The following is a 24,901-nucleotide window of genomic DNA, read 5'->3' on the forward strand; positions in this document are numbered from 1 at the left end:
GATAATGAACCACACAAAGCGCCTCCGGGTTACACCGAAGGCGCTGTATGAAAGCGGATTGCAGTCTATGGCAAATCCTGCTTATTGATGTTTTGCAATGATGCCCTTCAAGGCTTCTTTGGAGTTCAGACCTACGACTTTATCGACAGGCTGGCCGTCTTTAAAGAAGATCATGGTCGGAATGCTCATGACGCCGAAGCGTGCTGCGGATTCCGGATTCTCATCCACGTTCACCTTTGCAATTTTTACATCATCGCCGAGTTCTGAAGACAATTCGTCCAGAATCGGAGCAAGCATTTTACAAGGGCCGCACCATGGCGCCCAGAAATCAACTACAACCGTGCCTTGTCCTTCTACTTCATTGACGAAGGTTTGGTCGGTAACATTGACGATAGCCATTGTATTCTCCTCCTCACAGGATAAGATCGAGTAAAGTGCGAATCATAATTGTCGAATGGGTCGACGAATTTAGTATACCACAATCGGCCGGAAAAAGTGAAATATACTCACCTAAAGAAAGAGGTTTTCACGGGATTTTTATGCAATCTTTACAAATGATTTGCGCATTGGGTATACTACTAGTAACAAGTCGGGTGACTGTCAAGTTTTTCGTGTTCGCACGGCATGTTCACCTTTTGAGGAGGCAAGCACCATGGATGTAAACGTACGCGTTAACGATCCACGGGAGCACATCAATGAAGAACCACGCAATGACTTTGGCGATTTGATGATGGGCTTCGTGGGGATGTTCGGTTTCATGACCATCATCTTTTTCGGATTCGTCATTATCAAGTTCTTGGTCGGTTAATATTTGATGATTCCTTGTGCACAGATAAAAAGTCTGATCCTGCCGCGCTCCATGCGCAAGCGGGATCAGACTTTTTACGCTTCAAGGGACGTTTGTCCACTGTGCTCATGTGCATTTTAGCAGACGTCTAAAACTTCCCTCTCTGGTTCTCCCCGAACAAATGAACGACATCCACGAAAGGCGCAATCCGGTTCATCAACCGCTGCCCTTTGTGAAGCTCCTCGCCGTCCTTGCTCGTGAAGCTGAGATGCTGTTCCAGCCCGTCGAGCGGATAGTTCGACGTATAGAAGGTCGGCAGCCGGTTCATCCTGAAATTCAGGATGGAGCCGAGGACATGATCCCGTACCCACGGATTCAAATTCTCCGCTCCAATGTCGTCAAAGATCAGCAGGTCGCAATGCTTCATCGTCTCGACCATGTCCTTCAGCTTCTGGCCGTCCTGCATCATGGTTTTCAGATCTTCCACGAAATCGGGCATATAGACGATCACGCCCGAATGGCCCGCTTTCGCGAGCTCATGCATCAGGTAACCCATCAGGTACGTTTTCCCGGTACCGAACGAACCGGTCAGATACAAGCCGCGCGGGGACAAGCCGTTCTCCTTCGTATCCCGGATATATTTGAAGACCTGGTGCACCGCAGGTGCCCGCAAGCGGTCCTTCGCCATAATCTCCATGTTGTCGTACCCTTCGCTCAAGGCATGCTCGTCAACATAAAAGCTGCGAATCCGCTTTTTGATCTGATCCTCATTGGTTTTTGCAATCTGCAGGGAGCACGGCGCCTTCCGTTCATAGATCTCCACCGTGCCGTTCATCCGCTGGATATCCAGCTTGCTGAAATGTCCCTGGAAATCATTCGGACACCGGTCCAGACCCGGGCAAGCCTGGCAGTGGGCCTGGTCTCCCGCATATTGATACAGCTTGCTTAAATTCAATCGTATGACCCGGTCATCGATCTCCGGATATTCGCTTCGCAGTGCTTGAATCAGAGGATTCCTGAGCAAATCCTCCGTAATTTGCTCGGTTCTGCGCAGGAGCGCAGTACTTTTCATGCTTTCCAGCAGTTCACCAAGGGACTCCATCACCCGTTCCCTCCTCTCTTAAGCAGGATTTTCCTTATCCGCCCTTCTTGTTGCCAGCCTGCATTTCTGCCGCAAACCGCATCATTTCTTCGAACTCCTCATCCGATACGGCCTCCGCCTGATCGGACTCCAAAGCCACTGGAATTTCCGGCTTCACCTTTCCGCCTTTAGCGTATGTACGCGTGCGCTGCGAGGCTGCCTTCTGCTTGCCTTTCATCTTGGCTTGATCCCGTATATACTGAACGGCTTTCTCATAGCTGTTTACTTGCTTCAGCAGCATATTGGAAGCGATGGCTTCCACGAAGTTGCGGTTGATCCGCTGCTCGCCGCCTGCGGCAATGAGCGACATCAAATAATGAATGAGCACGTTGATGACTTCGCCCGGCAGCTTGTAGCTCAGGTCGATCTTTTCGAAGATGTCCAGAAACTGCGCGGGAACCGAGCCCGGGAAGAACGTCTGCAGGAGCCGTGTATAAGGCTCGTTGCGAAGCATCATATTATATTGGTGAATATCGCATTTGGATTGGAACTGGGCCGGAACCTCGACGTAATATTCCATCTGTACGGCATGCTCCTGCGCAGGCTCGTCCGGATCGGCCGTCATCTCCTGATGCAGGGCAACCACCTTGCCCGCCGTAATCTGCCGCTTCTCTTGCATCTTCATGCCCTGCCTAAAGTGAAGGCTGGCTTTGTGCTGCAAATCGTCCAGGACAACCTCGCCGTGCTCGGTAAAGATGCCGTCCTCGTCAAGCAGGCGGCACAAATCCTGCGTGCTGAGATCGTACTTGCGTACGACGTAATTCACGATGCCCATCTGTTCATGGTCATAGCGAAGACGCTCCACAAAGACGCGATTGCGGGACTCGCGCGGGAATCGCAGAATAATGTCCGCGTAGTTCAGGCCTTCTCCCTGCGGATTCGGCGGCAGCACCGACTTCCTTGATACCGCTACCTCTTCCAGCGCCTGCTCCAGTTCATAATCAATGACATGCGTGTTCAACTCGAAAATATCGTAAAAGGGAACCGAGATGTTCTCCTTGTTCAGGGAAATGCCGGACCATTCCAGGGGTTCCTTGCTCCAAAGCTCTTCCCTCAGCGACAGGACGGCGAATTTCCCCACCTTGTCGCGAAGCAGCAGCGTCAAATGCTGGGTATTGAAGAACTCTGCCGGACTGAGCGGCGCCTGAAGCTCATATTCATAGACATGGTCGTCCGTTTCCGGGACGAACATCCGGCTGGTCTGCAGCAATCCTACCGCTTCCAGCTTGGAGGTTTGCTCAATGAGATAGCGGCGTCCTTTTTCGCTGGGCTCCAGCCCTAATGTCAAAAATAATCTTCGCTGCTGTTCTATGGCCGAATAGCCCACCTTCTCCAGCGGCACATGCGATACGAGAAGACGGTACAGGCTGACCGCAAACGCGCCGACCATCGGTTGATATATCGAACCAAGCATTTTGTCGTCCAGGCCGCTTAAGCAGAAGTCACGGTATACGCAGTAACGGTGATTCTCTGTAAAATGTAAAAAATTAGTCATGCGCATCGTTTATGCTCCCCCTGTCGCCCAAAAATAGACTTCCTCTATTCTATCATAAATCCGATGCTCAGAAGTCGGTTCTTTCGCATCAAAAATTATGGAATTCTTGCGTCTGCCTTTTGGCAGAGCTTCCATAAATATAAATGACGGCCCCCACGTATCGAAGAGCCGCCATTAACATTACATTCAATTTGCGCCAAGCGCGATTAAAACATTCTAAACCCTTTAATACGCAATGTCTTAATGGTCCATCCGCTCATGTAAGCCCCGATCAGACCCGCAACTCCCGTTAAGTAATCCACCAACTGGAACGATCCGACGTGAGTCCAGAACGACATTTGGCCCCGATCCCACAAGCTGTATACAACGACCGGCAGAATGACAATCACGAACAGAAAGCACGGAAACCAGGTCGTCTTCATCAACATATTTAGGATAAAACCGATACCGAACATCATGACAAAAAACAAAATCATCAGCACGAGCACAGGAATAAATTGAAGCATGATCGCTGTTTTCACCTCTTCTTTATCACCTACGCATAGCAGCTATCCTACTTTATTGCAGCAAGAAACAGCACACCAAGCTTTAGCTAATAGCTAGTTTACTAAAAATCATGTCACAGATCAACGAACAATCGTGAATACATTGTGTCGGCGTTTGCCCTTCCGACTGCGCTTACAGTACAATATAGGAAGTTAATGCAAGCGGCCATCCGCTTCAATTATAACGAACATAATGTTTAGGAGTGATCACATGAACGAAGCTGCAATGACGCTCGAGGGCTGGTATGCGCTGCATGATTTCCGCACCATCAATTGGCCGGCCTGGAAAGCTGCAGACGAAGAAGTACGCGCATTTGCGCTGGACGAGCTGAATGCGTTCCTTGCGGAATGGGATGCCGTCGAGACCGCCAAGCAGGGCAGCACCGCCGTATATACCATCGTCGGCCAGAAAGCCGATTTTGTTTTCATGCATTTGCGCGAGACGCTGGAAGAGCTGAACGCGATCGAGAACGCTTTTAACAAAACGACGTTTGCCCAGTTCACCACCAAGGCTTATTCCTATGTCAGCATCGTCGAGCTGAGCAATTACTTGGCAGGCTCCTCCGATGAGGATCCGATGCAGAACCCGCATGTCATTGCCCGCCTGAAGCCGGTCCTGCCAAAATCGAAGCATATCTGCTTCTACCCGATGAACAAAAAGCGGGATTTGTCGGACAACTGGTACATGCTGAGCATGGATGACCGCAAATCCATGATGAAGAGCCACGGGATGATCGGCCGCGGTTATGCCGGCAAGGTCAAGCAGATCATCACCGGTTCCGTCGGCTTCGACGATTGGGAATGGGGCGTTACCTTGTTCAGCGACGATGCGCTTCAATTCAAAAAGCTCGTGTACGAAATGAGATTTGACGAAGTGAGCGCGCGTTTCGGCGAATTCGGTCCTTTCTATGTCGGCAACTTGCTCGATCAGGCTTCTTTCACCGACTTGATGAAGGTATAATTCCTTCTGCACATAAATGGCATATCAAAAAAAAGGGATGCTCTTCCGAATGAGAGCATCCCTTCTTCTGTTATTCGCCGTCTTCCTCATCTTGCTCTTGCTTGCGCAAGGTTTCAAGATATTCAGCGGTGGCCCGGTCCCGGGCCCGCCCTTTATCCTTGAGGCGCTCAATGGCAGGAAGAATGAGAATGTCGACTTCCTGCTGAACGGTATAAGCCAGATCGTACCGCTCTTGCGACTCCAGGTAGGAGCCGACCTCCATCAGGGCGTTGTAGCGATCCAGTTCACCTCTTGTGAGCAGCCCCCGTACTTGAACGCTGCAATGTCTCATTTATAGGAACCTGCCTTTTTTCAGGACGAGCGGAATGCCTCCGATAATGAAGAGGTAGCGCAGATCAACCAATTTTTTCAGCTGGGCCGCTTTCCATCCCTGGTATTTCTTATCCCCGACAACCGCAATGCCTTCGCCCCGGCCGAGGGAAGCAACCGTGCCTTTATTATGGAACTCGAATTTGCGCATGGACTTGTCCCGGATCGCCGCAACGATATTCTGGGCACAGCATACGCCCTGCTGCATCGCCATTTGGGCGGTCGGCGGATAAGGTCTGCCTTCTTCGTTAAAAATGAGGGAGTTATCGCCGATAATATAAATGTTCTCGTATCCCGGAGCGCGTAAATATTCATCAACCTTCACGCGGCCCCTCATTGTTTCGAAGCCGGCCGACTCAACCAGGCGGTTCCCGCGGATGCCTCCGGTCCATACGACCGTTGCCGCCCGGATCTCTTCGCCGTTGTTCAGCACGACTCCGCCCGGCAGGCATTCCTTGATCGCAATGCCCATCTTGAAGGTAACACCCTTCTTCTCGAGAACGTTCATGGCGTATTCAACCAGCTCGGGGGCAAACCCCGGCAGCGCCGACGGCGCGGCTTCTACGTTATAAATGTTCACCAATGTCGGATCGACGTCATACTCCTTGCACAGTCTCGGAATGCGGTCCGCCAGCTCGGCTACAAACTCGATGCCGCTGAACCCGGCTCCGCCAACCACGAAGTTGATGCGCTCTTGCGGTCTGCGTTCATTCTTATATAAAGCAAATTGATATTCAATATGCTCTCGAATCAATCGTACCGAGTTGATGCTTCGGATCGTCATCGCATGCTCTGCGAGTCCCGGGATCCCGAAGGTCTCCGGCTCGCCGCCGAGTCCAATGACAAGATAGTCATAGGATAACGTTCCATCTTCAAGGATAACCTTCTTATCGTGAAGGCGGATTTCCTGAACCGAGGATTTGACCAGATCGATTTTGAACTCGTCTATCAACTTGGATATGGATACCCGGGTATTCTCAATGCTGTCGGTTCCTGCTGCCGGCATATGCAAATGCGTTGTAATATAATGATAATCATGGCGATTCACCAATGTAACATCGGCCTCATTATAATTCAGCTCTTTTTGCAGCCGCTGCGCTGTCAATATGCCCCCGTAACCCGCGCCAAGGATTACGATCTTCGGTATGCTGCTCATTCTACTGCTCCTTCCAGCTTACTCTTTATATATACAGTATGGTACACATGTTAACATTCTGTGAAATTGCATCCAAAAAAAGAGAAGAGCCCTTATCAGAGCCCGTTTCATCATTTGACCTGATGGTTCATTACGGTTCAAAAACAGCTGTAATCCTGCGGTTTCCTTATGATTGCTGCCGTAACCAATCGATATGAGAACCCTGCAATGAACACAAGTTATCACGTTAATCATATGCATAAACCATGCAAATATCAAGAATTTTTTTGCCATTAAATATGCAAATCATTCCGCCATTTCCCCCCTTACTTGCTAAGTAAGCGCAACCATTCCAATGTTAGGTATTTTAACTCAATTCTCGACTTTTCATGCCGGTTCGGGACGATTATAATAGGTAAGGAATTCATGAATCAGCTTTATCCGGACAAGAACGTCTGTCTGATTCGAATATAAACTCATTTTATGGAGGTGCTTACCGCATGACAACGATGCCACAAGACAACAATATGACGGATCTTTTGATTATCGGTGGCGGACCTGCAGGCATGTTTGCCGCTTTTTACGGCGGAATGCGCCAAGCCTCGGTTAAACTTATCGAGAGCATGCCTCAGCTCGGAGGCCAATTGGCTGCGCTGTATCCCGAAAAATATATCTATGACGTGGCAGGCTTCCCGAAGGTTACCGCCCAGGAGCTTGTGAACAATCTGTCCGCGCAAATGGAGCTCTTTAAAACGGACATCCGTCTTGAAGAGAAAGTCCAAGCTGTGGAAAAGCTTGAAGAACGTCATTTTGTCGTGAGAACGAATCTGGGCGAACACCATGCCAAAGCCGTCATCATTACAGCCGGCGTTGGGGCGTTCCAACCCCGCCGACTGGAGATTGAAGGTGCCGAGAAGTACGAGAAGGCCAACCTTCATTATTTCGTCAACGATCTCAGTCGCTTTAAAGGCAAGAAGGTTCTCATCAGCGGCGGCGGCGATTCCGCGGTAGACTGGGCGCTCATGATCGAACCGATCGCCGAGCAGGTTACGCTGGTTCACCGCCGCGACAAGTTCCGTGCCCACGAGCATAGCGTGGAGCAGCTGATGGCCTCGAAGGTGAACATCGTGACACCAACCGAAATCACGGAGCTGCATGGTGAAGATGCCATTACAAAAGTGACGCTGTCGCATATTAAGACCAAAGAGACGCAAGAGATTGAAGTTGACGATGTCATTGTCAATTTCGGTTTCGTTTCCTCCCTCGGTCCGATCTCCGAGTGGGGCATCGCCATCGAAAGCAACTCCATCGTCGTGGACTCCCGCATGGAAACCAGCATCCCGGGTATTTTTGCGGCCGGCGATATCACGACCTATCCTGGCAAGGTCAAGCTCATTGCCGTCGGATTCGGCGAAGCGCCAACCGCCGTCAACAATGCCAAAGTATACTTCGATCCTGAAGCCAGATTGGCTCCGGGACATAGCAGCAACATGAAATTGTAAAGGTTAGCGATTTCCTTAACGCTTCGACATACAGAAAAAAAGGTATCTAACGTTCCAGAGGGCGATGCGCCGCTCAGAACGGAAGATACCTTTTCTATTCTTCTTCAAACCATATGTAGAACTTGGTTGAAAGCTCCCACATTATATGCGTATCATGTCGTAAGTTATCTATTCTATATACGAAAATCTGATTAATGCAGGATGCTGCCGGAATCGGTGTCCAAGTTCCGTTTATGAATTTCGGCTAGCAGTAGAGTGATGAACTCTCGTTCCAACTTCAATTCAACAGCCATATGATAGGAATCGAGAAGCATCTCATCCGTCAACATAGCCATCCCCTCACACCCCTTCCTCATATTTCCTGAATCTATCATATCAGACATGCGAAAACGGAACAACTGTTCGCTTATCCACAACCTCTTGTGGAAATCCTGTGTATAATTTGTTGGTAAGTGTAAGAAACAAGGTCATATCAAAGTGGATTATGGGGATAAATGTTATACACAGGATATGGGGTAAATCTACCATAAAAAAAATTGATCAATTATTATATCGGTAGATTACGGTTATTTTTTTATTACCCTATTAAAAAATCATATAAACGACTTCTGTTGGGAATATTAAACAAAAAATTCAGCTTGGTCTTGTATTTACTTCCAAAATCCATATCTTGCCTTCGACGTCGAGTCCGTAATCGAATCCCAGTTCCCCGATCCCGGGAAAGCGCGATTCCAGGATCGTGATGCACTGTCTGGTTAAGTGGCGCATTTCATTACGCTTCTCCCTGGCATTGATATGGGGCAGCGACAGCCGCAGAGCATGGCGGCAACGAAGCAGCGTCCCCCCTTTGCAAATGTTCGTCACAAACAGCCCCGGGTTCGCGAGCCGACCTAGCATGGCCCGGAATTCCCATCTTCCTCTTTCCTTGACTACCTTAACGCGGTAATCCAGCGGACGTCCCTGAATTTTAGCCAGATGAATCCCCTGCTGTATCATGTAACGCCGTTTCAGTTTCATTCTGTTCAATACGTGCAACAGGGAATTCAATGTATCTACATGAACAGTACGCCTCTTATGGGTTACCAAGTATCCCGTTCCGTCTTTCTGTATTCGGATGACTCCGTTACCACCGGTGCCTACAATCGGCTTGATCACGACCATTTCGTGTTCATCCAGCATTGAGACCAGGGTATCCCCTCCATACGACTGGGTCGCCGGAATGTAGGGAGCAACCTGCGGATCGGTCAGCAGCGCTTCCGTCTTCAGCCACTTGCTGGCCAATTGTCTTCCCGCCATGCTGCTTTCGCCTCCTTTTATTCATGACATACGTTATCCTATTCTCTTATCCGCACTTTGTCTTGGATGATTGTCCGGGATCGTTATGCCTAATAATTTGACGCATTCATGGCGCGAAGCGAGCCTCCCTTTGCAAATGATGTGATCTATCGTATAGTAAGAGCAGAGCTTTGTCCGTAATAAATCCATCCATGGATAACCATAAAGGAGGCTTTGTCACCTTGGCAGCATTGTTTGAAGTTTTGTACTGGATTGCCATTGTCGGCATGTCGGTTGCCCTTGCAGCCATCACCGTTCTGATCTTTGTCATGGGCTTCAAGTTCATCAAAGACAAGCGCCGCGGACTCGGGGCCGGCTGCATCGTTTTCTCGCTCGTGGCTGCCGGCATGATCGTGCTGATGCTGAACGATACCTTCTTCTTCCCGGTATGATCGGATAGGAAGAACAACAAAATGCAGCTGGCCCCGCCTGCGGGAGTCCGCTGCATTTTTCATTTCTTATGGGCGGCAGCAAAAAAAGACCTCCACGACAATAGGGTCGCAGAGGTCTTTTATTGGTTAGATTCAGAGCACAGTCCCCGAAAACCCGCTGCTTAGCAAGGCTCTTCGTTCGGTTTGCCCGTATCCGTTGCCGTGCGGAAGGAAGATCCGCAGCCGCAAGTTACGGTCGCGTTCGGGTTGTGGATGGTGAACCCGCCCGTCATGCCGGATTCCTCGAAGTCGATTTCGAGACCGTTCAGGTATTTCAGATCGTCCTTCTCGACAACGACTTTCATATCCTGCAGGTCCATATATACGTCCGCTTCCGTTTCTTGATCATCGAAGCCCATTGCATATGAAAAACCACTGCATCCGCCGGCAGTGACACCCAGTCGAAGGAACATATTGGGCGTTTCCTGTTCAGCAAGCATTTCTTTCAAACGTTCTGCAGCTGTTTCGCTGATTGATATCATAGGTCACCCTCCTTTTCGTTCATTCTTTAAGTATACTCCTCTTCGCGAATTCGCTCAAGGTTGAGATGATGGCCATTTTACCATATGGTCAATAACCTATTTCAATTCCTCTATATGTATTGCTACCCCGAGGGGTCAGGTTTATAATAGGGAAGGAACATGGGCGGCAACTGTTGGATAATTGTCACATCCCCCGGCTAAAATGCGGCAAAGGTTATGGCTGGTCCACAGTTGTATATTTTTTCACAAAGTCATTTATTTATTCAGCCCATTTATCGATTTCGTTGTTACACGACTATAAACGGACCGTTCCCCGCGGGGAGTGATCCACTTTATGATCACTTGATCTGCCGAGTATTCGGAAAGTCAAAGTGTGAACAGGAGGATTGAACATGTCCACGATTGTGACACCATTTACCGATCAGAGAATGGCCGAGATCGTTGCGAAAGTCCAACGCGGCGAACGCCTGAATCTTGAAGACGGTGTGTATTTGTATCAAACCGATGACCTGCTGACCCTCGGGCAGCTGGCTAATGAAGCCAATTTGCGCAAGAACGGGAAAAAGGTTTACTTCATCGAGAACATGAGTCTCTATTTTACCAATGTATGCGAATCCCGCTGCGCTTTTTGCAATTTCCGGAAAGACCAAGGCGAGGAAGGCTCCTATACCCTCTCCGGCGCGGAAATGATTGAGTATGTGGAACAGCATATTCACCCAGGCATCCGTGAATTTCATATCGTTGGCGGACATAATAACCATGTCCCGTTCCAGTACTATGTAGATTCGCTGAAGGCATTGAAGGAACGTTTCCCTGAAGTTACCCTGAAAGCCTATACCGCGGCGGAGATCGAATTCTTCACCCGCATCAGCGGACTCAGCACGAAGGAAGTGCTGCAGGAGCTGCAGAAGGCAGGTCTTCAATCCTTGACGGGCGGCGGAGCCGAAATCTTGTCTGACCAGTACCGTCAGAAGATGAAGGTGGATAAAGCCAACGTGGATCAATACCTCGACGTTCATCGTACCGCGCATAAGCTCGGCATGAAGACGCACACGACCATGCTGTACGGCTCGATCGAGAGCCATGAGGACCGGATCCGCCATATGCTGCAAATTCGGGATCTTCAAGATGAAACGAACGGATTCATGGTATTCATTCCGCTGTCCATGCAGCCGAAGAATAAGAATGCGGGCATCATGCGCCGCAATTCGGCTTACGAAGATTTGAAAACCATTGCCATCAGCCGATTGATGCTGGATAATATCGACCACATCAAGGCTTACTTCATTAATATCGGGCCTCAATTGACGCAGGTCGCTCTCAGCTTCGGCGCATCGGACGTCCATGGCACGATCCTGAAGGAACGCATCAGCCATGCCGCAGGAGCGCTAACGCCAGAAGGGCTGACCCGCAAAGAGCTTGTATGGCTCATCCAAGGCGCCGGCCGCATTCCGGTCGAACGCGATACCTTCTATAACGAGATCAAGGTTTACGAATAAGTCATACCAGCAAAGACGCAAGCAAAGCAGACGTTCCAAAAAACGGAAAACAGGTTAAAGAGATAATATAGCGTGGGTAACCTAAGCCGCTTTCAGCGGCGTTTTTCTTGCGAATCGGCGCTCACCTTCTTATCTCTTGAGAAAGGAAGAAATTTATGAAAAAGCTCGTCATTCTCGGCGGAGGCTATGGTGGTCTTGCCCTAATTCAAGAATTGTTCAGCGGCTATCTTCCTCCGGACGTGGAGGTCGTGCTCATCGACCGCATGCCGTACCAAGGACTCAAAACCGAATATTACGCGCTGGCAGCAGGCACCGTGGCCGATACCGCTGTTCGTGTTAAATTCCCGGTGTATGACCGCCTCCATGTTGTATACGGTGAAGTCCTATCCATTGATCTTGAGAAGAAGCTTGTGAACCTGACGAACAACGATCCAGTGGAATACGATCAGCTGGCCATTGCCCTGGGATGTACGGACCGTTATCATGGGGTACCGGGCGCTGAAGAATTCACGTTCAGCCTGCAATCTTTTGCGGCATCCCGGGAGACCTATTTGAACCTGAACAACCTCAGACCTTATGGTCAAGTTCATATCATTGGCGGAGGCTTAAGCGGCATCGAGCTCGCTGCCGATCTTCGGGAAAGCCGGCCTGACCTGAATATCGCCATTTTGGACCGGGGACAACGGGTGCTTTCTTCTTTTCCTAACCGTTTGTCTGCTTATATTCATCGCTGGTTTGAGGAGCACCACGTGGACATCCACAGCGGCGTATCCGTATCCCGAGTGGAGAAGGACGCCGTGTACAATCTGGATGTGCCGATCGCAACCGATCTGGCGGTATGGACCGCCGGCATTCAACCCGTAAAGGTCGTACAGGATCTGGATCTGCCAAAAGACCGCAGCGGACGCATTCTGCTAAACGAGTGGTATCAGGTTCCGTCCCATCCCGAGGTATATGTGATCGGCGACTGCGCCAGCCTCCCCTTCGTCCCGAGCGCGCAAGCGGCAGGGGCTCAGGCCGAGCAAGTGGGACATGTCATGAAAGCTTTATGGCGCGACGATACGCCTAAGGTATCTCCGCTGAAGCTGAAGGGAACGCTGGGTTCCCTCGGCAAACATGCGGGCTTTGGACTCATGGGCAGCACGTCGGTCATGGGCCGGGTACCAAGGATATTAAAGAGCGGCGTGCTCTGGAAATCCAAGCGTCATTACTAGTCGGATGGTTACGGGCGCTTATGATTCTACTGGGGAGGGACGCCGAGGAGCGCTTTCCTCTTCACCGTCCCGAAAGCTTTCGAGCTTGCGGATGACAACCTCAAGCAGCTCTTCAGCCGTAGGGGCTTCAACCCAATCGCCATCCACGTAAGCGAAGGGCATCAAATAGCACTGGCCGCAGCTGGTCAGGCAGCCATATTCGATGACCTGGCAATCGTACTTGCCTTCAAGCGTCTGCAGCACTTTATCCGTGCCGAAATAGGAATTGCTTGTGCAAAACTCAATGATAATGGACATTGTTATTAGACCTGCCTTAAGATTGGCATTTTATTTTGCCGGTTTATGTACTATAATATAGGGAGGAAAGGAGTTGAACAAGATGAGTGAAAACACGCAAACCACTGTATATGATGAAGTGGCTGAAGTGCTTGATAAACTTCGTCCGTTCCTGCAGCGCGACGGCGGTGACGTGGAACTGGTTGACGTTGAAGACGGCATCGTTAAGCTGAAATTGATGGGTGCATGCGGTAGCTGCCCAAGCTCCACCATTACTCTGAAAGCAGGGATCGAGCGCGCCCTGGTTGAAGAAGTAGAAGGCATCCAAGAAGTAGTTCAAGTATTCTAAATCTTCTTTAACTATAAAGAGTCTTGGTTTCCCTCGCGGGACCAAGACTCTTTTTTTGAGAGAAGGTATAAGTTTTCACCGAAGCGTTAGCAATTCTTGAATCGCATTATATGTTATGGGTCCCCGCAAAGTATTTGGAATAAGTTTCGAAGCACAGACTCCACTTTGTGGGGTTGTTTTATTCCGGCTTGATTAACGGGCGAATCGGGTCCAGCCCGCCGGATATATCCATAATATTGCCGGTTATGAAATCCGATTTATCCAGGCATAAATATTCGATCACCCTGGCGACGTCCTCACCGCTGCCCGATCGTCCGCGAGGAGTCAACCCGTCCTGAATGCCGGATACTTCATCGATGGTTTTCTCTTTGTTCGCACCGCGGATATCCCCCGGACAGATCATATTCACGGTGATCCCATACGGCCCCTCTTCCACGGCCAGCGTCTTCGTAAAGGAGACCAGGCCCACCTTCGCAGCCGCGTAGGCGGAGCGTTGAGGCCATGCGCGGGCTTCACCGGCATGCCCGAAACCAAAGTGGATGATGCGTCCCCATTTTTTCTCCCGCATGGCAGGCAGAACGCGATGGTCCAGCAGCATGACGCCGGTTAAATTGCCATTTACCATATGTACGATTTCGTCGCGGCTGTACTCCGAGAACAGACGGCGTTCCCGGATGAACGGTCCAGCATTGTTAACCAGGATATCGACGCTGCCCAGCCGCTCCTCCGTCTGATCCACCAATGAATACAGCTCAGGCTCGCTGGCGATATCGGCTTTAATTGCGATGGATTTCACGCCAAACCCCTCGATTTCACGGGAAAGCGCCTCCGCTTCATCCTTGCTGTTCACATAATTTATGGCTATATGACATCCCTGCCGGGCTAACGACATTGCCGTCATTTTTCCCAAACCTGTCGCACTGCCTGTAATCAGCGCCACTTTTCCCTTCAAGGCTTTCCCTCCTCAGATGGATATCCTTCCTTCAGTATAAAAGATTTGATAAGGCCGAACAACTTGCTTCCGACCAGGAATGGCCATTCGACAGAAAAAGAAAGAAAAAAGGGCCTATCCGCAAAGACCAATGGGTCTCTTGGATAATGCCCTTTCTTCACATATACGATGAATTCATATACTACATATCGAGCTTTACTGCTCGAATTAGAATGCCGGGATGACGGCACCTTTATACTCTTCTTCAATAAAAGTTTTCACGTCCTCGGAAGTCAGCGCTTTCGCCAGTTTTTGGATGGCGTCGGAGTCCTTGTTGTCCGGACGGGCTACCAGCAGGTTGGCATAAGGATTGTCCTTGTCTTCGATGAAGAGCGCATCCTTCGTTGGGTCCAGTCCCGCTTCCAGCGCGTAGTTCGTGTTGATGACAGCCAGATCCAGCTCATCCAGCATACGCGGCAGCATGGCGGCTTCAACTTCCTTGAACTCCAGGTTCTTCGGATTTTCCACGATATCCTTGGCGGTTGCTTCCAGCTTGCTTTCGTCGTTCAGCTTAATCACGCCGTTCTTGGACAGCAGCGTCAATGCACGGCCAGCATTAGAAGGATCATTCGGAATGGCTACAACCGCTCCATCCTTCAGGTCATCCACAGATGTAATGGTTTTGGAGTACGCACCCAGCGGCTCCACGTGCACGGCGATCACGGACTCCAGGTTCAGCTTGCGCTCTTTGATTTCGTTATCCAGGTAAGGCTTGTGCTGGAAGAAATTCGCGTCGATTTCTTTGGAATCCACTTGCGTATTCGGCAGCACATAATCCGTGAATTCTACGATTTCCAGGTTTACGCCCTCTTTTTCAAGCGCAGGTTTGATATGCTCGAGAATCTTGGCATGCGGTGATGGCGAAGCCCCTACTTTCAAGGTTACGGTCTCTTGACCGCCGCCTCCCGTTGTTCCCCCTGGCTCGGATGCGTTATCCGCAGGCTTGCTGCCGCATGCAGCCAGCACCGTAACCAAGGTCAAGCTGATCAATGCCAATGTCCATTTTTTCATTCTAAAACTCTCCCTCCGAAAAATATATTATCTATATATTGTCTTTCTTGAAGCCTCATCAATCCGTTATTTTCTTGTAAAATGCCGCACCAGACGATCTCCTGCCATCTGCAGCAGCTGGACCAGGACAATCATCAGCACGACAGCCAGAATCATGATCTCGGTCTCATAACGGTAATAGCCATACTTGATGGCCAAATCCCCTAAACCGCCGCCCCCGACTTGACCGGACATCGCGGTGTAAGATACCAGGGTTACAATCGTGATGGTCATCCCGGCAAGCAGGCCCGGACGCGCCTCCGGAAGGAGCACCCTCCATACGATTTGGCTTGTCGAAGAGCCCATGGCATGAGCCGCCTCAATCACGCCTTTATCCACTTCATTCAAAGCCGTTTCCACGAGCCTTGCAAAGAATGGAGCAGCGCCGATCACCAGCGGCGGAATGGTGCCCAGCACGCCGTACGAAACGCCTACGATCGACTTCGTAATCGGGATCATCGCCACGATCAGGATGATGAACGGAACCGAGCGCAGAATGTTTACAATGAACGACAGAATCGTGTAGCCGAAGCGTACCAACCCGGACGTGGACCTTGCGGCCATGTAGAGCAGCACGCCGACAGGCAGTCCGATGATGAAGCTGAACAAGGCCGAAGCTCCCAGCATCCGCAGGGTATCCAATGTTGCCGTCCATATCTCTTTCCAGTCGATCTGGGTAAAATCAAGTCCGAACATCAATGAATCACCTCCACGTCTAGTCCTTGTTCAAGCAGCTTCCGGATCGTATCTTCAATCGAGCGCTCTTCCCCTTCGAAACGGACGATGAGCTGGCCGTAAGGCGTATCTTTGATCGTAGAGATCGTACCCTGCAGAATCGCAAAATTCACGCCCGTCTCATGAACGGTATGCGACAGGATCGATTCGTACGTTTTCGATCCCAGGAACGTGATTTGAACCGCTCTTGAGGGGCCGTTTACCTGACCCTGCATAGCCAGCCGCAGCGCTTCGCCGCTGTCCATCTCCTGGCGGATGAATTCCTGCGTCACTTCATGCTTCGGCTTCAGGAACACTTGCGTTACCGGTCCTTGCTCTACGATGCCGCCCTGATGAATAACGGCGACCCGGTCGCATATGCTCTGAATGACATGCATCTCATGGGTAATCAGCACGATCGTCAGATGAAACTTTTTGTTAATGTCCAGCAGCAGGCGCAGAATCGAATCCGTCGTTTGCGGGTCAAGGGCCGAAGTGGCCTCGTCGCACAGCAGCACTTCCGGATCGCTCGCGAGCGCTCTGGCGATGCCCACCCGCTGCTTCTGGCCCCCTGACAGCTGGGACGGGTATTTGTCGCGATGCGCCTCCAAGCCGACCAAAGCCAGCAGCTCGGATACTTTACGCTCCAGTTCGACCTTCGGCGTCTTGATCAGACGCAGCGGAAACGCAATGTTATCGTACACCGTCGCGGAAGACAGCAGGTTAAAGTGCTGAAAAATCATACCGATTTTACGGCGCTCCGCCTGAAGCTGCTTCTTGCCGAGCGACGTCAAATTTTTGCCGTTCACCCACACCTCGCCCGAGGTGGGACGCTCCAGTAAATTGATGCAGCGGATCAATGTACTTTTCCCTGCACCGGAGTGTCCGATCACTCCGAAAATTTCTCCTTTTTCAATCGACAAATCCAATTCGGACAACGCAGTTGTTAATGACCCGGCTTTTCCGTACTGCTTCGTCAATTGCTTGAGCTCAATCAATCCGATAATCCTCCTTTTTCCTTAGCTTCATATCTATTTACCCAAAAGAAAAGAGCCTCTTTTTGTAGAATCAAAAAGGGCCCTCTTTACGTAAAAGTCAACGCCTTTTCTCATCTGTCAAAGCTGAAGGTATCCCATAGCTTTGAAGGAATTAGCACCATGTCACTTCAAGCGTCATCGCATTAAGCAATGGTACGCAAGAAGTCGGTTGCCGGGCTTCATCGGGCCTGTCCCTCCGCCTCTCTCGATAAGAAAACATCGATATGAAATTTTTCCGATTAAATTGATCTGATTTGATAACATGTAATGAATGCAATAGTTAGTATAGATTCTTTTCAGGCTTTTGTCAAAAGGAATTTCATGGCGATTTTGTGCCTAAGCCCGCACACCATTTTCAGTCCACAGCTTGTTCGTATATTTATACGAGGCGGCCAGGCTGCGGCATACCATATCGATGCCCTGTTGGAGATCGTCCAGGTGCTTGTCGATATCCTCCAGCTCGATTTTGTCGGACAGTCCTTGATGGCGCTGCCACAAATCATCCTGCATCTCGGAGTTCATGTAGTGAATTTCAGCATTGCGCCTTTTGCGGAGCGCGTTCAGCGGTGCTTTGTAGCGATCCTTGATCGCTTCCAGCTCTTCAGCCAGCTCACCGTGGGCCTTAAGATATTTGAACTGCCGCAGGACCGTAAAATAAGAAAAATGCGCCTTTACCTTGGAGGTATGCAGATCAAACAAATCGTTCAGCACCGTGCCCAGCTTGTCAAGGATCGAGAATACGCGGATGAAGCCGTTTTTGTAAAAATACACATATCGTTGATATTCCCCTTGCTCCTGAATCGACATATCATCGATGTAACCCGATTTGACCGATTGACTGAAATGCTTGGCCGCATTCCAGCTCTGCTCCAGCTCATCCAGGGAGACGATCAGTCCCCGGGTCCAAATCTCCAGCTTGCGAAAATCATGCGTCGGATCTTGATTTTTATCCATTTCCTTCTGCAGCAGCCGGGTTGTCTTAACCATCGATTCGATGGCTTCCTCAAGCAGGCCGTTGTTCTGCCGGGGCTGTTCCCCAAGTAACATTCGAAGCATGGCGGTACCCCCTCGCGTCATCAGATTAATCTTGGTTCTTGATCTCGATAGTGCCAATGCCAATATAGTCATTCCAGCGCTCAGCGGCCGTCTTCACGGCGATATCCTCGCGCGGGGGCAACTCATCCGGATCGCCATCAGGCCCTTCGGCATCCCCTTGACTGTCATCATCTGCTGCGCCAATCTGGGCTCGTCCTGTTAGGATGCCCCCGAAACGGGAAGACAACTCCATAGCATGGAGCGACTTGTGATTCTCCGGTGTTATTAAATATAAACAAATTCGTTGCCTTATCAAACCTTTTCGATACGGCTGCCGGCAGCACCTTTCTATACAACAAAGCCCTCGAACTCCGGTCCGGGGACTTTGCATGCAAGAATGCCATAGAATATTCAATATCTTTGCGGATTAATTGGCGTTCTTCCTTATACGATCTTTTCGCGGGGCACGTCGTGGCCCTTCCGTATTTCAGCTTCGAGCGGCTTGCTGAGCTGCCATACCCGGACGCTTAAATAACACAGTACGCCGAACAGCGCCGAGATCAGCAGCGTATGACCCAGTGCGGAGAATACGTAAACTTCCTCGTTATGCATCGTAGCCATAATGAGGGCGCCGCTGAACACCTGCAGCAGGCACAGCACGGTTGCCGAAATGCCCAGCATCTGGATCTCCCGGTTATCGCGATTGCGCCAATATGCAAAATGCCCCATCACCGCCACCACGATCAGCAGCAGAAGCGCGGCCACGCGGTGCATAAAGGCGATGCCGACCCCTCCGCTCAGCTCCGGTATCACTTCTCCGTTACACAACGGCCAGCCGGAGCAGCCTTCCCGGGAATCCGTATGGCTGACGAATGCACCGATATACACCACGATGTAGCTGTACAAAGTCGTGCCCCAGACCAAATTGCGGAAGCCCTTGCCCACCCGCGGCAAACGCTCCAGGTCAGCGGGCCCCTTCGCTTGTTCGATTCGGCGCATGCCCAAAGCCAGCATGACCGAGCTGGCAAAAGCAATCAGCGAGAAGCCAAAATGCAGCGCCATGATCGCCGCCGATTGAGGTTTAACCACCGCGAGGGCACCCATGATTGCTTGTACCACGACGAATATCGAGGTTCCGATGACGTAAGCCATCAAATCCCGGCGGTCCCGCTTGTACTTCCAGAACGCAATCAGCGAGGCCAAGGCGGCCAAGCCGGCCATTCCGCTTACGGCCCGGTGGGAATATTCGATCATCGAGGACACCGTGTAAGCGGGAACAAATTTACCGTTGCACAGCGGCCACTCTTGGCCGCAGCCAAGCCCCGACCCCGTCTTTGTCACAACCATGCCCCCGAAAGTCGCGCAGAACATAATTAAGCATGTTATGTAACTCAGCCACTTTAATTGTTTATCGTTCACTTATCTCACCTGCTGCTCATAATCATTCACTATTCAAAACCTATACAGGATCGCATCATATACAGTCCACATTTCATTATACCTGATTCTGCAGCCCCGGTCACTTGAGCGATTGTGACAAAATGTTCAAAAATGAACAAAACCTTCATGCTCAAGGTACTTGACTTCGCAATTCCCCTCATAATATCCAATGTAAAAACAACACCGCCGCCCGTTATAGCTCAAAGGCGGCGGTGCTATCGTCACTGCTCACTTGTGAATCGTACCGTATACGTCTACGGCACGCTGCAGGAAATCTTCAATCTCCTCGCGCGATTTGCGGAGTTTGTTAACGTAGCGAACCAGCTCGCGACCGTCAGAGTATGCAACAAAGCTAGGGATGCCCAGAATATTTTGCTGCTGACTCACGTCACCGACAGCATCGACGTCAACTTCCACCAGAGTCAATTGGTTGGAGAACTTCGTCTCAACCTCCGGCATGAATGGATCGATAAACTTGCAATCGCCGCACCAGTCCGCTTTAAATACGGCAACTGTCAGTCGTGGAGACTGGATTGCAACCTGAAATTCTGCTTCTGAAGTGATTTTTTCCATTGATTATCTCCCCCTTTACGTCGAATTCCTTCCCCCCTAGTGAATCAAATTGTTGAGTGGAAGTCAAATTTTAGAGCATACTGACTGTATGAGGTTCACGGTCTGGAATTATCATCAGAAAGTGCAGGTGACAACCGGCATGCACTCGCACGGAGCCAAGGACAAACCAAATCGGGGCAGGAATTACGGGGCATGGACAGCCGCCATTTCGCAAGCCCTGGCGGAATCGTGGTCGGGTATGATGGCAGCTTGGCGAAATTCCTTAAAGCTTCGGACAAACAGGCATGAATTGCAGTGGGATCCTACAGCCGTTAGGGCCATTCGCAGGCAGCTCAAGAGCATTCTCTCCTCCCATCCCTATCTGCCGCAGGACATTTCTTCGTTCCTCCCTCTGCAAGAAGGTCACAGCGAAATTCGCGGCCATGAACCGAACCTGCAGCCAACGCATGAGGAGCAGGAGCTGATCCATCGCATTCAGGAGGCAACTACCGGCGCCAACCGAAGCAACGTGACTCGAACCGAGGCCTATTTGGACTGTTACGAGTCGCATCCAGAGCTGCATTGGGCCCTGCTTGCCCATATGGTATCACGCAATGCCGGATGGAATATGAGCGATCTGAAGGGCGGGCTGATGTCGGATCTTATGGCTCCCCCATTCCAAAACCATCTGTACAGTTTCTTGGAGCGCTGCAATGCGCTGATTTTTCAGGATGCCTATCCGCAGCTGCTTCTCTATATGCACAGTCGAAAAATAGGAAAGCCCTTATTCCATTTGCTCCCCCGCTTCCATGTTTCATCGTTCATGACACCGTTCTGGGAACGGTTCTGGCACGACCAAGGCAGTTCGCTGCTTACGGTCGCCCTCATCATTAATGAACAGAACTATATTGAGGGGCGCGTGGCAAGACATCCTTTTTACCGTCAGCATATTCTTCAGAATCCTCTCTTCCGGATGCATGAGCTAACCCGGTTGAATCAAATTGTGTTCCCGCTGGGTCAAAGCCATCAGACAAGCACAGACTCTGCCGATTATCCCGTTTCCCCTACCCGGCCGCTGGCCGGACTCACCATCCCCAAGTTTGACGACCTGTCCATCCGGATCAAGGCAGGCCGCTCGCTGTACGCTTTACTGTTCGGTTATGAGGATATTTACCATGCCGTGCTGACATTCGCTCGTTCCACCAAGCATCAGGGCTCGCGTGCTGAATATTGGCCGGCGTTATTCACGCCGACGCGGGATCAAGCCATGAATCACGGCCACGAGGGGCTTGAGCTTGTCCAATCGGAATGGCTGCCGGACGGCCGTCGTCTGTATAGCCCCCGTCTCGAGGAGATCTGGCAGGATGAACCCCCGGAACCGATTCCCCGGTACGACTGGTATCAGGGCCACACGATGTTTAAGTTTATTCGCAAGCCGAAACCGCCGATGCTGCCGGATATCACCCACGCCCATCGGGCCGCCCTGGAGAAAACCTCCATCGCCCATGACGTATCCGATCCGTCCCACCGGCAATAAAAGAAGACCATTCCGATAATGCCGGAATGGTCTCTTCTCTAACGGATGCATGGATTGATGTGCTGTTCTTGCATCATAGGTTTAACCCCGCTCCCGCATTCGCGCAGGCTGCAGCCTCATCAGCGGACGGAACACCTTCTGTAAAAGACGCGGGTAACTGCTAAGCTCCGATTGCCGGAGTACGCCAAACACCACCAGCAGTACAAGATATATAATGACTACGGCTATGCCTACAACCAGACAGGTCAGCAGGAATGCCAAACGAGCCGGCATGATATCGACCATCTGAATACCGGCCAGATTCAGGCCGTAACCGATCCCTCCTGCGGTAGCAACCGTCAGTATGAAGCCCATCCAGCGTTTGCCCAGGATCGAGAAGGATACAATCGCCTTGATTGATCTGACGTTCAGCATCGTAATGACAAGGAAACAGAGAGCCGTGCTCCCGATGATGCCATAAATGCCAAACAACGGAGCAAGCAGGAAGCTGGCAACAAGCTTGACCGCTATCCCGATCATCACGTGAACCATCGAGAGCTTGGCCTTGCCGATTCCAAGAAGAATGGAGTTCGTTGTCATCATCGTGATCTGAAAAATCGTACCGAATGTCAGGAACCCGATGATCCCGCTTCCACCGAGGGAACTAAACAGCAATCCGTTGATGGAATAGGATGCAACGCAGAGCGCAATCACCATCGGCATACCCGTCAATATGGCAACGCGCATGGCCAGCGACACTTGCTGTTCCAAATGCTCCTGATCTTTCCTCGCAAAAGCGGCAGAGATGATCGGAATGAGCGAGGTGCTGAGGGCAATGGCTAGAATCGGCGGAATGCCCGCTACGCTTTGCGCTCGGTTTCCTAATACCGCGAGGGCTGCAGTAGCCTCTCCCAGACCAACCTGCCCGATCAACAGCGGCTTCACAATGGAGCTGTCAATGAAGTTGACCGCCGGAACCGCCAGGGAAGACAGCACAATCGGTATAGACAGCGTGAATATATCCCGGTATATCCCGCCAAGCGGAATCGAGCGGTCCGCCGCCGGCATTTTGAGCTCACGATCGCTTCGGCGAAGCTTCAACGTAAAATACAGCATGACCGCAAATGCCCCGATACTGCCGAGGACGCCACCGAAGGAGGCACCTGCCGCGATCCAGGTATCGTCATATCCCAAACGCAGCAGCACATAGGCCAAGCCGATCGCTGTCAGAACCCTTGCAATCTGCTCGATAATTTGCGATATGCCGCCAGCCGTCATATTATTGCGCCCTTGGAAGTATCCCCGCATCATGGCGATGGCCGGAAACAGCAGCAGCGCCGGAGCGAGTGCTTGAATGGCAGCAGCCGCCTCCGGCTGCTTGGCTATATGAGTGGCATAAAAAGGAGCTCCGAAGTAAAGGAGCAGCGTCATGACAACGCCCGCTGCCCCGGCAAAAATAAGCGCAGCATGATAGACGCGCCGAGCCTCCGCAGGCTTGTTCAAAGCATGGCGCTCCGATACCATTTTACTGAGCGTGCTGGGAATGCCGGCCGTTGCTACCGTTAACAGCATTAGATATACGTTATTGGCAATCGTAAACGAGGCATCCCCGATATCATTCAGCATATGCTCCAGCGGCACCCGCTGAGCAAGGCCCAGCACCCGGGCTACCAGTGCAGCAGCGGCCAAGATGATGGTGCCTTTAATAAATGACTCTTTCTTAGACAAAACCGTACCCTTCTTTCTCCTCCAAAGCGCCTCTTACAGCGATTGCTATGCTCTATTAGAAAATCCAGATGAAGAAAATGATGATCATCGCAAGCTGCAATATAATCTTCACCACAATGCTGCTAAACAATCCAACAACCGATCCGAAGCCAACCTTCATGGATTTGCTTGCTCCCGAGCCTGCCAGCATTTCTCCCAGAAATGCCCCCAGGAACGGTCCGATAATCAAGCCGAAGGCCGGTATCACGAACGGTCCGATAATAAGTCCGATCGTGCTGCCCCAGATCGAGGCTTTGGAACCGCCTAGCTTCTTGACTCCCCAGGCATTAACCGCATAATCGGCAATGAAGAGCACCACCAGAATGATGGTCTGGATAATCCAGAACCATGCATTGTAATGCTCGAATGTAAAGAACCAGCCATAAACGAACAACGCCAGGTAAATGGCGACAACCCCCGGCAGAATAGGGTATATCGCCCCGGCCATCCCAATGATAAACAGAGCGATGACGATAATCCAGCCCAATACGTCCATCAACATCTCACCCTTCGATCAAAATATGATCCCTGATGACTTCGACGATGCCGTCCTCATTGTTGCTGGAAACCACAAGATCCGCCTCATCCTTCACGGTCTGCTGGGCATTGCCCATGGCCACGCCGAGGCCGGCCTGCTGGATGACGGCCAGGTCGTTCAGGCTGTCTCCTACGGCTACAACCTCGGACATGCTGATACCGAGCAGCTCGCACACCTGCCCGATCCCGGTCGCTTTGTTGACGCCCTGCGGATTGATTTCCAGGTTATCCGGCGAAGAGTTCGTGATCTCTAGTCCGCCCATATCCTGCAGTCGCATCATGATATTGTGGCGTACCTCATGATCATTCGTGTTATATCCGAATTTCAGCCACTCCTGATTCGCGACATCGTCGGTCCAGTTCTCAGTGTTATACAATCTATCTACTGAATACGCCCAGAACCACGATCCGGTTTCAATCGCGAGTGCATGCATTTGTTCCACGAGCTTGCTGTCGAGCAGCGCGCGGCGATGCAATTCATACGGCGCACGCCATACTTCGCCGCCGTTCACCGTTACCATCGGTGTCGTCAGTTCAAGCTGCTTGGCATACGGATAAGCATCCTGAAACGGCCGGCCCGTCGAGAGGCAGACGTGAATGCCGTGCCGCACCGCCTCCTTGATCCACTTCACCGTTTCCTCGGATACTTCATGGTCGTCCTGAAGCAGCGTACCGTCCATATCCAGTGCCAACAACCGATATTTATGTTTCATGGTATTAACCCCCTTACGAATCAAAGCA

The 24,901-nt window shown here is 51.0% G+C and carries 29 protein-coding genes and 1 riboswitch; of the genes, 8 read left to right on the top strand and 21 right to left on the bottom strand.

The features are described 5' to 3' along the window. Nucleotides 1-81: 81 nt before the first annotated feature. Nucleotides 82-399: a thioredoxin gene (gene trxA, locus M1D70_RS26755; RefSeq protein WP_009592891.1), complete on the bottom strand. Its 318-nt coding sequence runs from the start codon at nt 397-399 to the stop codon at nt 82-84. A 253-nt stretch (nt 400-652) separates the two neighbouring features. Here trxA and M1D70_RS26760 point away from each other — a divergent pair, with 253 nt between their 5' ends. Further along, nucleotides 653-808: a hypothetical protein gene (locus M1D70_RS26760; protein WP_006212594.1), complete on the top strand. Its 156-nt coding sequence runs from the start codon at nt 653-655 to the stop codon at nt 806-808. Nucleotides 809-935: 127 nt separating this feature from the next. Here M1D70_RS26760 and dnaI read toward each other — a convergent pair whose 3' ends face one another. The 3 genes from dnaI to M1D70_RS26775 form a co-directional block, all read right to left on the bottom strand. Further along, nucleotides 936-1,889 (bottom strand): primosomal protein DnaI, encoded by a 954-nt coding sequence (gene dnaI / locus M1D70_RS26765; protein WP_009592849.1) that lies wholly within the window; start codon nt 1,887-1,889, stop codon nt 936-938. A 34-nt stretch (nt 1,890-1,923) separates the two neighbouring features. Beyond that, complete coding sequence (locus M1D70_RS26770) at nt 1,924-3,429, bottom strand: helicase DnaB (protein WP_456288428.1); 1,506 nt, start codon at nt 3,427-3,429, stop codon at nt 1,924-1,926. A 200-nt stretch (nt 3,430-3,629) separates the two neighbouring features. Further along, nucleotides 3,630-3,929: a YuiB family protein gene (locus tag M1D70_RS26775; protein ID WP_015737411.1), complete on the bottom strand. Its 300-nt coding sequence runs from the start codon at nt 3,927-3,929 to the stop codon at nt 3,630-3,632. 250 nt (nt 3,930-4,179) lie between these two features. Here M1D70_RS26775 and hemQ point away from each other — a divergent pair, with 250 nt between their 5' ends. Then, complete coding sequence (gene hemQ, locus M1D70_RS26780) at nt 4,180-4,929, top strand: hydrogen peroxide-dependent heme synthase (RefSeq protein ID WP_119846453.1); 750 nt, start codon at nt 4,180-4,182, stop codon at nt 4,927-4,929. A gap of 70 nt (nt 4,930-4,999) precedes the next feature. Here the strand turns inward: hemQ and M1D70_RS26785 are convergent, their stop codons facing one another. Both M1D70_RS26785 and M1D70_RS26790 read right to left on the bottom strand, forming a co-directional pair. Then, a complete protein-coding gene (locus M1D70_RS26785) occupies nt 5,000-5,260 on the bottom strand; it encodes a hypothetical protein (RefSeq protein ID WP_456288429.1) in 261 nt (86 codons plus the stop codon). Further along, on the bottom strand, nt 5,261-6,454 hold the full coding sequence (locus M1D70_RS26790) for an NAD(P)/FAD-dependent oxidoreductase (RefSeq protein ID WP_009592911.1): 1,194 nt from the start codon (nt 6,452-6,454) through the stop codon (nt 5,261-5,263). 479 nt (nt 6,455-6,933) lie between these two features. Between M1D70_RS26790 and M1D70_RS26795 the strand changes: the two genes are divergently transcribed. After that, on the top strand, nt 6,934-7,935 hold the full coding sequence (locus tag M1D70_RS26795; RefSeq protein WP_009592883.1) for an NAD(P)/FAD-dependent oxidoreductase: 1,002 nt from the start codon (nt 6,934-6,936) through the stop codon (nt 7,933-7,935). Between the two features lie 191 nt (nt 7,936-8,126). Here the strand turns inward: M1D70_RS26795 and sda are convergent, their stop codons facing one another. Continuing rightward, a complete protein-coding gene (gene sda / locus M1D70_RS26800) occupies nt 8,127-8,270 on the bottom strand; it encodes a sporulation histidine kinase inhibitor Sda (RefSeq protein ID WP_006212600.1) in 144 nt (47 codons plus the stop codon). Nucleotides 8,271-8,568: 298 nt separating this feature from the next. Continuing rightward, entirely contained in the window at nt 8,569-9,231 is a 663-nt protein-coding gene (locus tag M1D70_RS26805; protein WP_009592895.1) for a YheC/YheD family protein, read from the bottom strand. 221 nt (nt 9,232-9,452) lie between these two features. On the opposite strand from M1D70_RS26805, the gene M1D70_RS26810 reads away from it, so the two are divergent. After that, nucleotides 9,453-9,662 (top strand): hypothetical protein, encoded by a 210-nt coding sequence (locus M1D70_RS26810; protein WP_009592898.1) that lies wholly within the window; start codon nt 9,453-9,455, stop codon nt 9,660-9,662. Between the two features lie 161 nt (nt 9,663-9,823). On the opposite strand, the gene M1D70_RS26815 is transcribed toward M1D70_RS26810, so the two are convergent. Further along, a complete protein-coding gene (locus tag M1D70_RS26815) occupies nt 9,824-10,183 on the bottom strand; it encodes a HesB/IscA family protein (RefSeq protein WP_456288430.1) in 360 nt (119 codons plus the stop codon). Nucleotides 10,184-10,575: 392 nt separating this feature from the next. Between M1D70_RS26815 and mqnE the strand changes: the two genes are divergently transcribed. Next, nucleotides 10,576-11,682, top strand: a complete 1,107-nt coding sequence (mqnE, locus tag M1D70_RS26820) for an aminofutalosine synthase MqnE (protein WP_009592862.1) — start codon at nt 10,576-10,578, stop codon at nt 11,680-11,682. Nucleotides 11,683-11,837: 155 nt separating this feature from the next. Then, nucleotides 11,838-12,896 carry an NAD(P)/FAD-dependent oxidoreductase gene (locus M1D70_RS26825; protein WP_009592908.1) on the top strand — a complete coding sequence of 353 codons (1,059 nt, stop codon included), beginning with the start codon at nt 11,838-11,840 and terminating at the stop codon, nt 12,894-12,896. An 18-nt stretch (nt 12,897-12,914) separates the two neighbouring features. On the opposite strand, the gene M1D70_RS26830 is transcribed toward M1D70_RS26825, so the two are convergent. Continuing rightward, on the bottom strand, nt 12,915-13,193 hold the full coding sequence (locus M1D70_RS26830; protein WP_456288431.1) for a YuzB family protein: 279 nt from the start codon (nt 13,191-13,193) through the stop codon (nt 12,915-12,917). Nucleotides 13,194-13,275: 82 nt separating this feature from the next. Here M1D70_RS26830 and M1D70_RS26835 point away from each other — a divergent pair, with 82 nt between their 5' ends. Then, entirely contained in the window at nt 13,276-13,521 is a 246-nt protein-coding gene (locus M1D70_RS26835; RefSeq protein WP_006212609.1) for a NifU family protein, read from the top strand. 178 nt (nt 13,522-13,699) lie between these two features. On the opposite strand, the gene M1D70_RS26840 is transcribed toward M1D70_RS26835, so the two are convergent. From M1D70_RS26840 to M1D70_RS26875, 8 genes are all read right to left on the bottom strand, one after another. Beyond that, complete coding sequence (locus M1D70_RS26840; RefSeq protein ID WP_009592869.1) at nt 13,700-14,473, bottom strand: SDR family oxidoreductase; 774 nt, start codon at nt 14,471-14,473, stop codon at nt 13,700-13,702. A gap of 207 nt (nt 14,474-14,680) precedes the next feature. Continuing rightward, a complete protein-coding gene (locus M1D70_RS26845) occupies nt 14,681-15,523 on the bottom strand; it encodes a MetQ/NlpA family ABC transporter substrate-binding protein (RefSeq protein WP_009592889.1) in 843 nt (280 codons plus the stop codon). A gap of 66 nt (nt 15,524-15,589) precedes the next feature. Beyond that, nucleotides 15,590-16,258, bottom strand: a complete 669-nt coding sequence (locus M1D70_RS26850) for a methionine ABC transporter permease (RefSeq protein ID WP_009592866.1) — start codon at nt 16,256-16,258, stop codon at nt 15,590-15,592. Further along, on the bottom strand, nt 16,258-17,274 hold the full coding sequence (locus tag M1D70_RS26855; protein WP_009592848.1) for a methionine ABC transporter ATP-binding protein: 1,017 nt from the start codon (nt 17,272-17,274) through the stop codon (nt 16,258-16,260). The genes M1D70_RS26850 and M1D70_RS26855 overlap by 1 nt, the downstream gene beginning before the upstream one ends. A 107-nt stretch (nt 17,275-17,381) precedes the next feature. Beyond that, nucleotides 17,382-17,528, bottom strand: a riboswitch (SAM riboswitch). A 121-nt stretch (nt 17,529-17,649) separates the two neighbouring features. Then, the gene (locus M1D70_RS26860; protein WP_009592887.1) at nt 17,650-18,369 is read right to left on the bottom strand and encodes a Cthe_2314 family HEPN domain-containing protein; all 720 of its coding nucleotides are present in this window, start codon (nt 18,367-18,369) and stop codon (nt 17,650-17,652) included. Between the two features lie 25 nt (nt 18,370-18,394). Next, complete coding sequence (locus M1D70_RS26865; protein ID WP_009592868.1) at nt 18,395-18,601, bottom strand: hypothetical protein; 207 nt, start codon at nt 18,599-18,601, stop codon at nt 18,395-18,397. Nucleotides 18,602-18,792: 191 nt separating this feature from the next. Further along, nucleotides 18,793-19,767, bottom strand: coding sequence for a COX15/CtaA family protein (locus tag M1D70_RS26870; protein ID WP_009592910.1), 975 nt, complete (start codon nt 19,765-19,767; stop codon nt 18,793-18,795). Between the two features lie 249 nt (nt 19,768-20,016). Further along, entirely contained in the window at nt 20,017-20,361 is a 345-nt protein-coding gene (locus M1D70_RS26875; RefSeq protein ID WP_009592843.1) for a thioredoxin family protein, read from the bottom strand. 88 nt (nt 20,362-20,449) lie between these two features. Here M1D70_RS26875 and M1D70_RS26880 point away from each other — a divergent pair, with 88 nt between their 5' ends. Continuing rightward, complete coding sequence (locus M1D70_RS26880; RefSeq protein ID WP_009592900.1) at nt 20,450-21,877, top strand: DUF2515 family protein; 1,428 nt, start codon at nt 20,450-20,452, stop codon at nt 21,875-21,877. A gap of 81 nt (nt 21,878-21,958) precedes the next feature. On the opposite strand, the gene M1D70_RS26885 is transcribed toward M1D70_RS26880, so the two are convergent. Genes M1D70_RS26885 through M1D70_RS26895 form a run of 3 tightly spaced genes read right to left on the bottom strand, consistent with a single transcriptional unit; the run spans nt 21,959 to nt 24,873 of the window. Further along, nucleotides 21,959-23,584 carry a putative polysaccharide biosynthesis protein gene (locus M1D70_RS26885; RefSeq protein ID WP_009592842.1) on the bottom strand — a complete coding sequence of 542 codons (1,626 nt, stop codon included), beginning with the start codon at nt 23,582-23,584 and terminating at the stop codon, nt 21,959-21,961. Nucleotides 23,585-23,639: 55 nt separating this feature from the next. Beyond that, entirely contained in the window at nt 23,640-24,119 is a 480-nt protein-coding gene (locus tag M1D70_RS26890; protein WP_009592909.1) for a DUF456 domain-containing protein, read from the bottom strand. A gap of 7 nt (nt 24,120-24,126) precedes the next feature. Then, on the bottom strand, nt 24,127-24,873 hold the full coding sequence (locus M1D70_RS26895) for a Cof-type HAD-IIB family hydrolase (RefSeq protein WP_456288432.1): 747 nt from the start codon (nt 24,871-24,873) through the stop codon (nt 24,127-24,129). Nucleotides 24,874-24,901: the final 28 nt, after the last annotated feature.

The organism is Paenibacillus sp. AK002, from assembly GCF_053903045.1.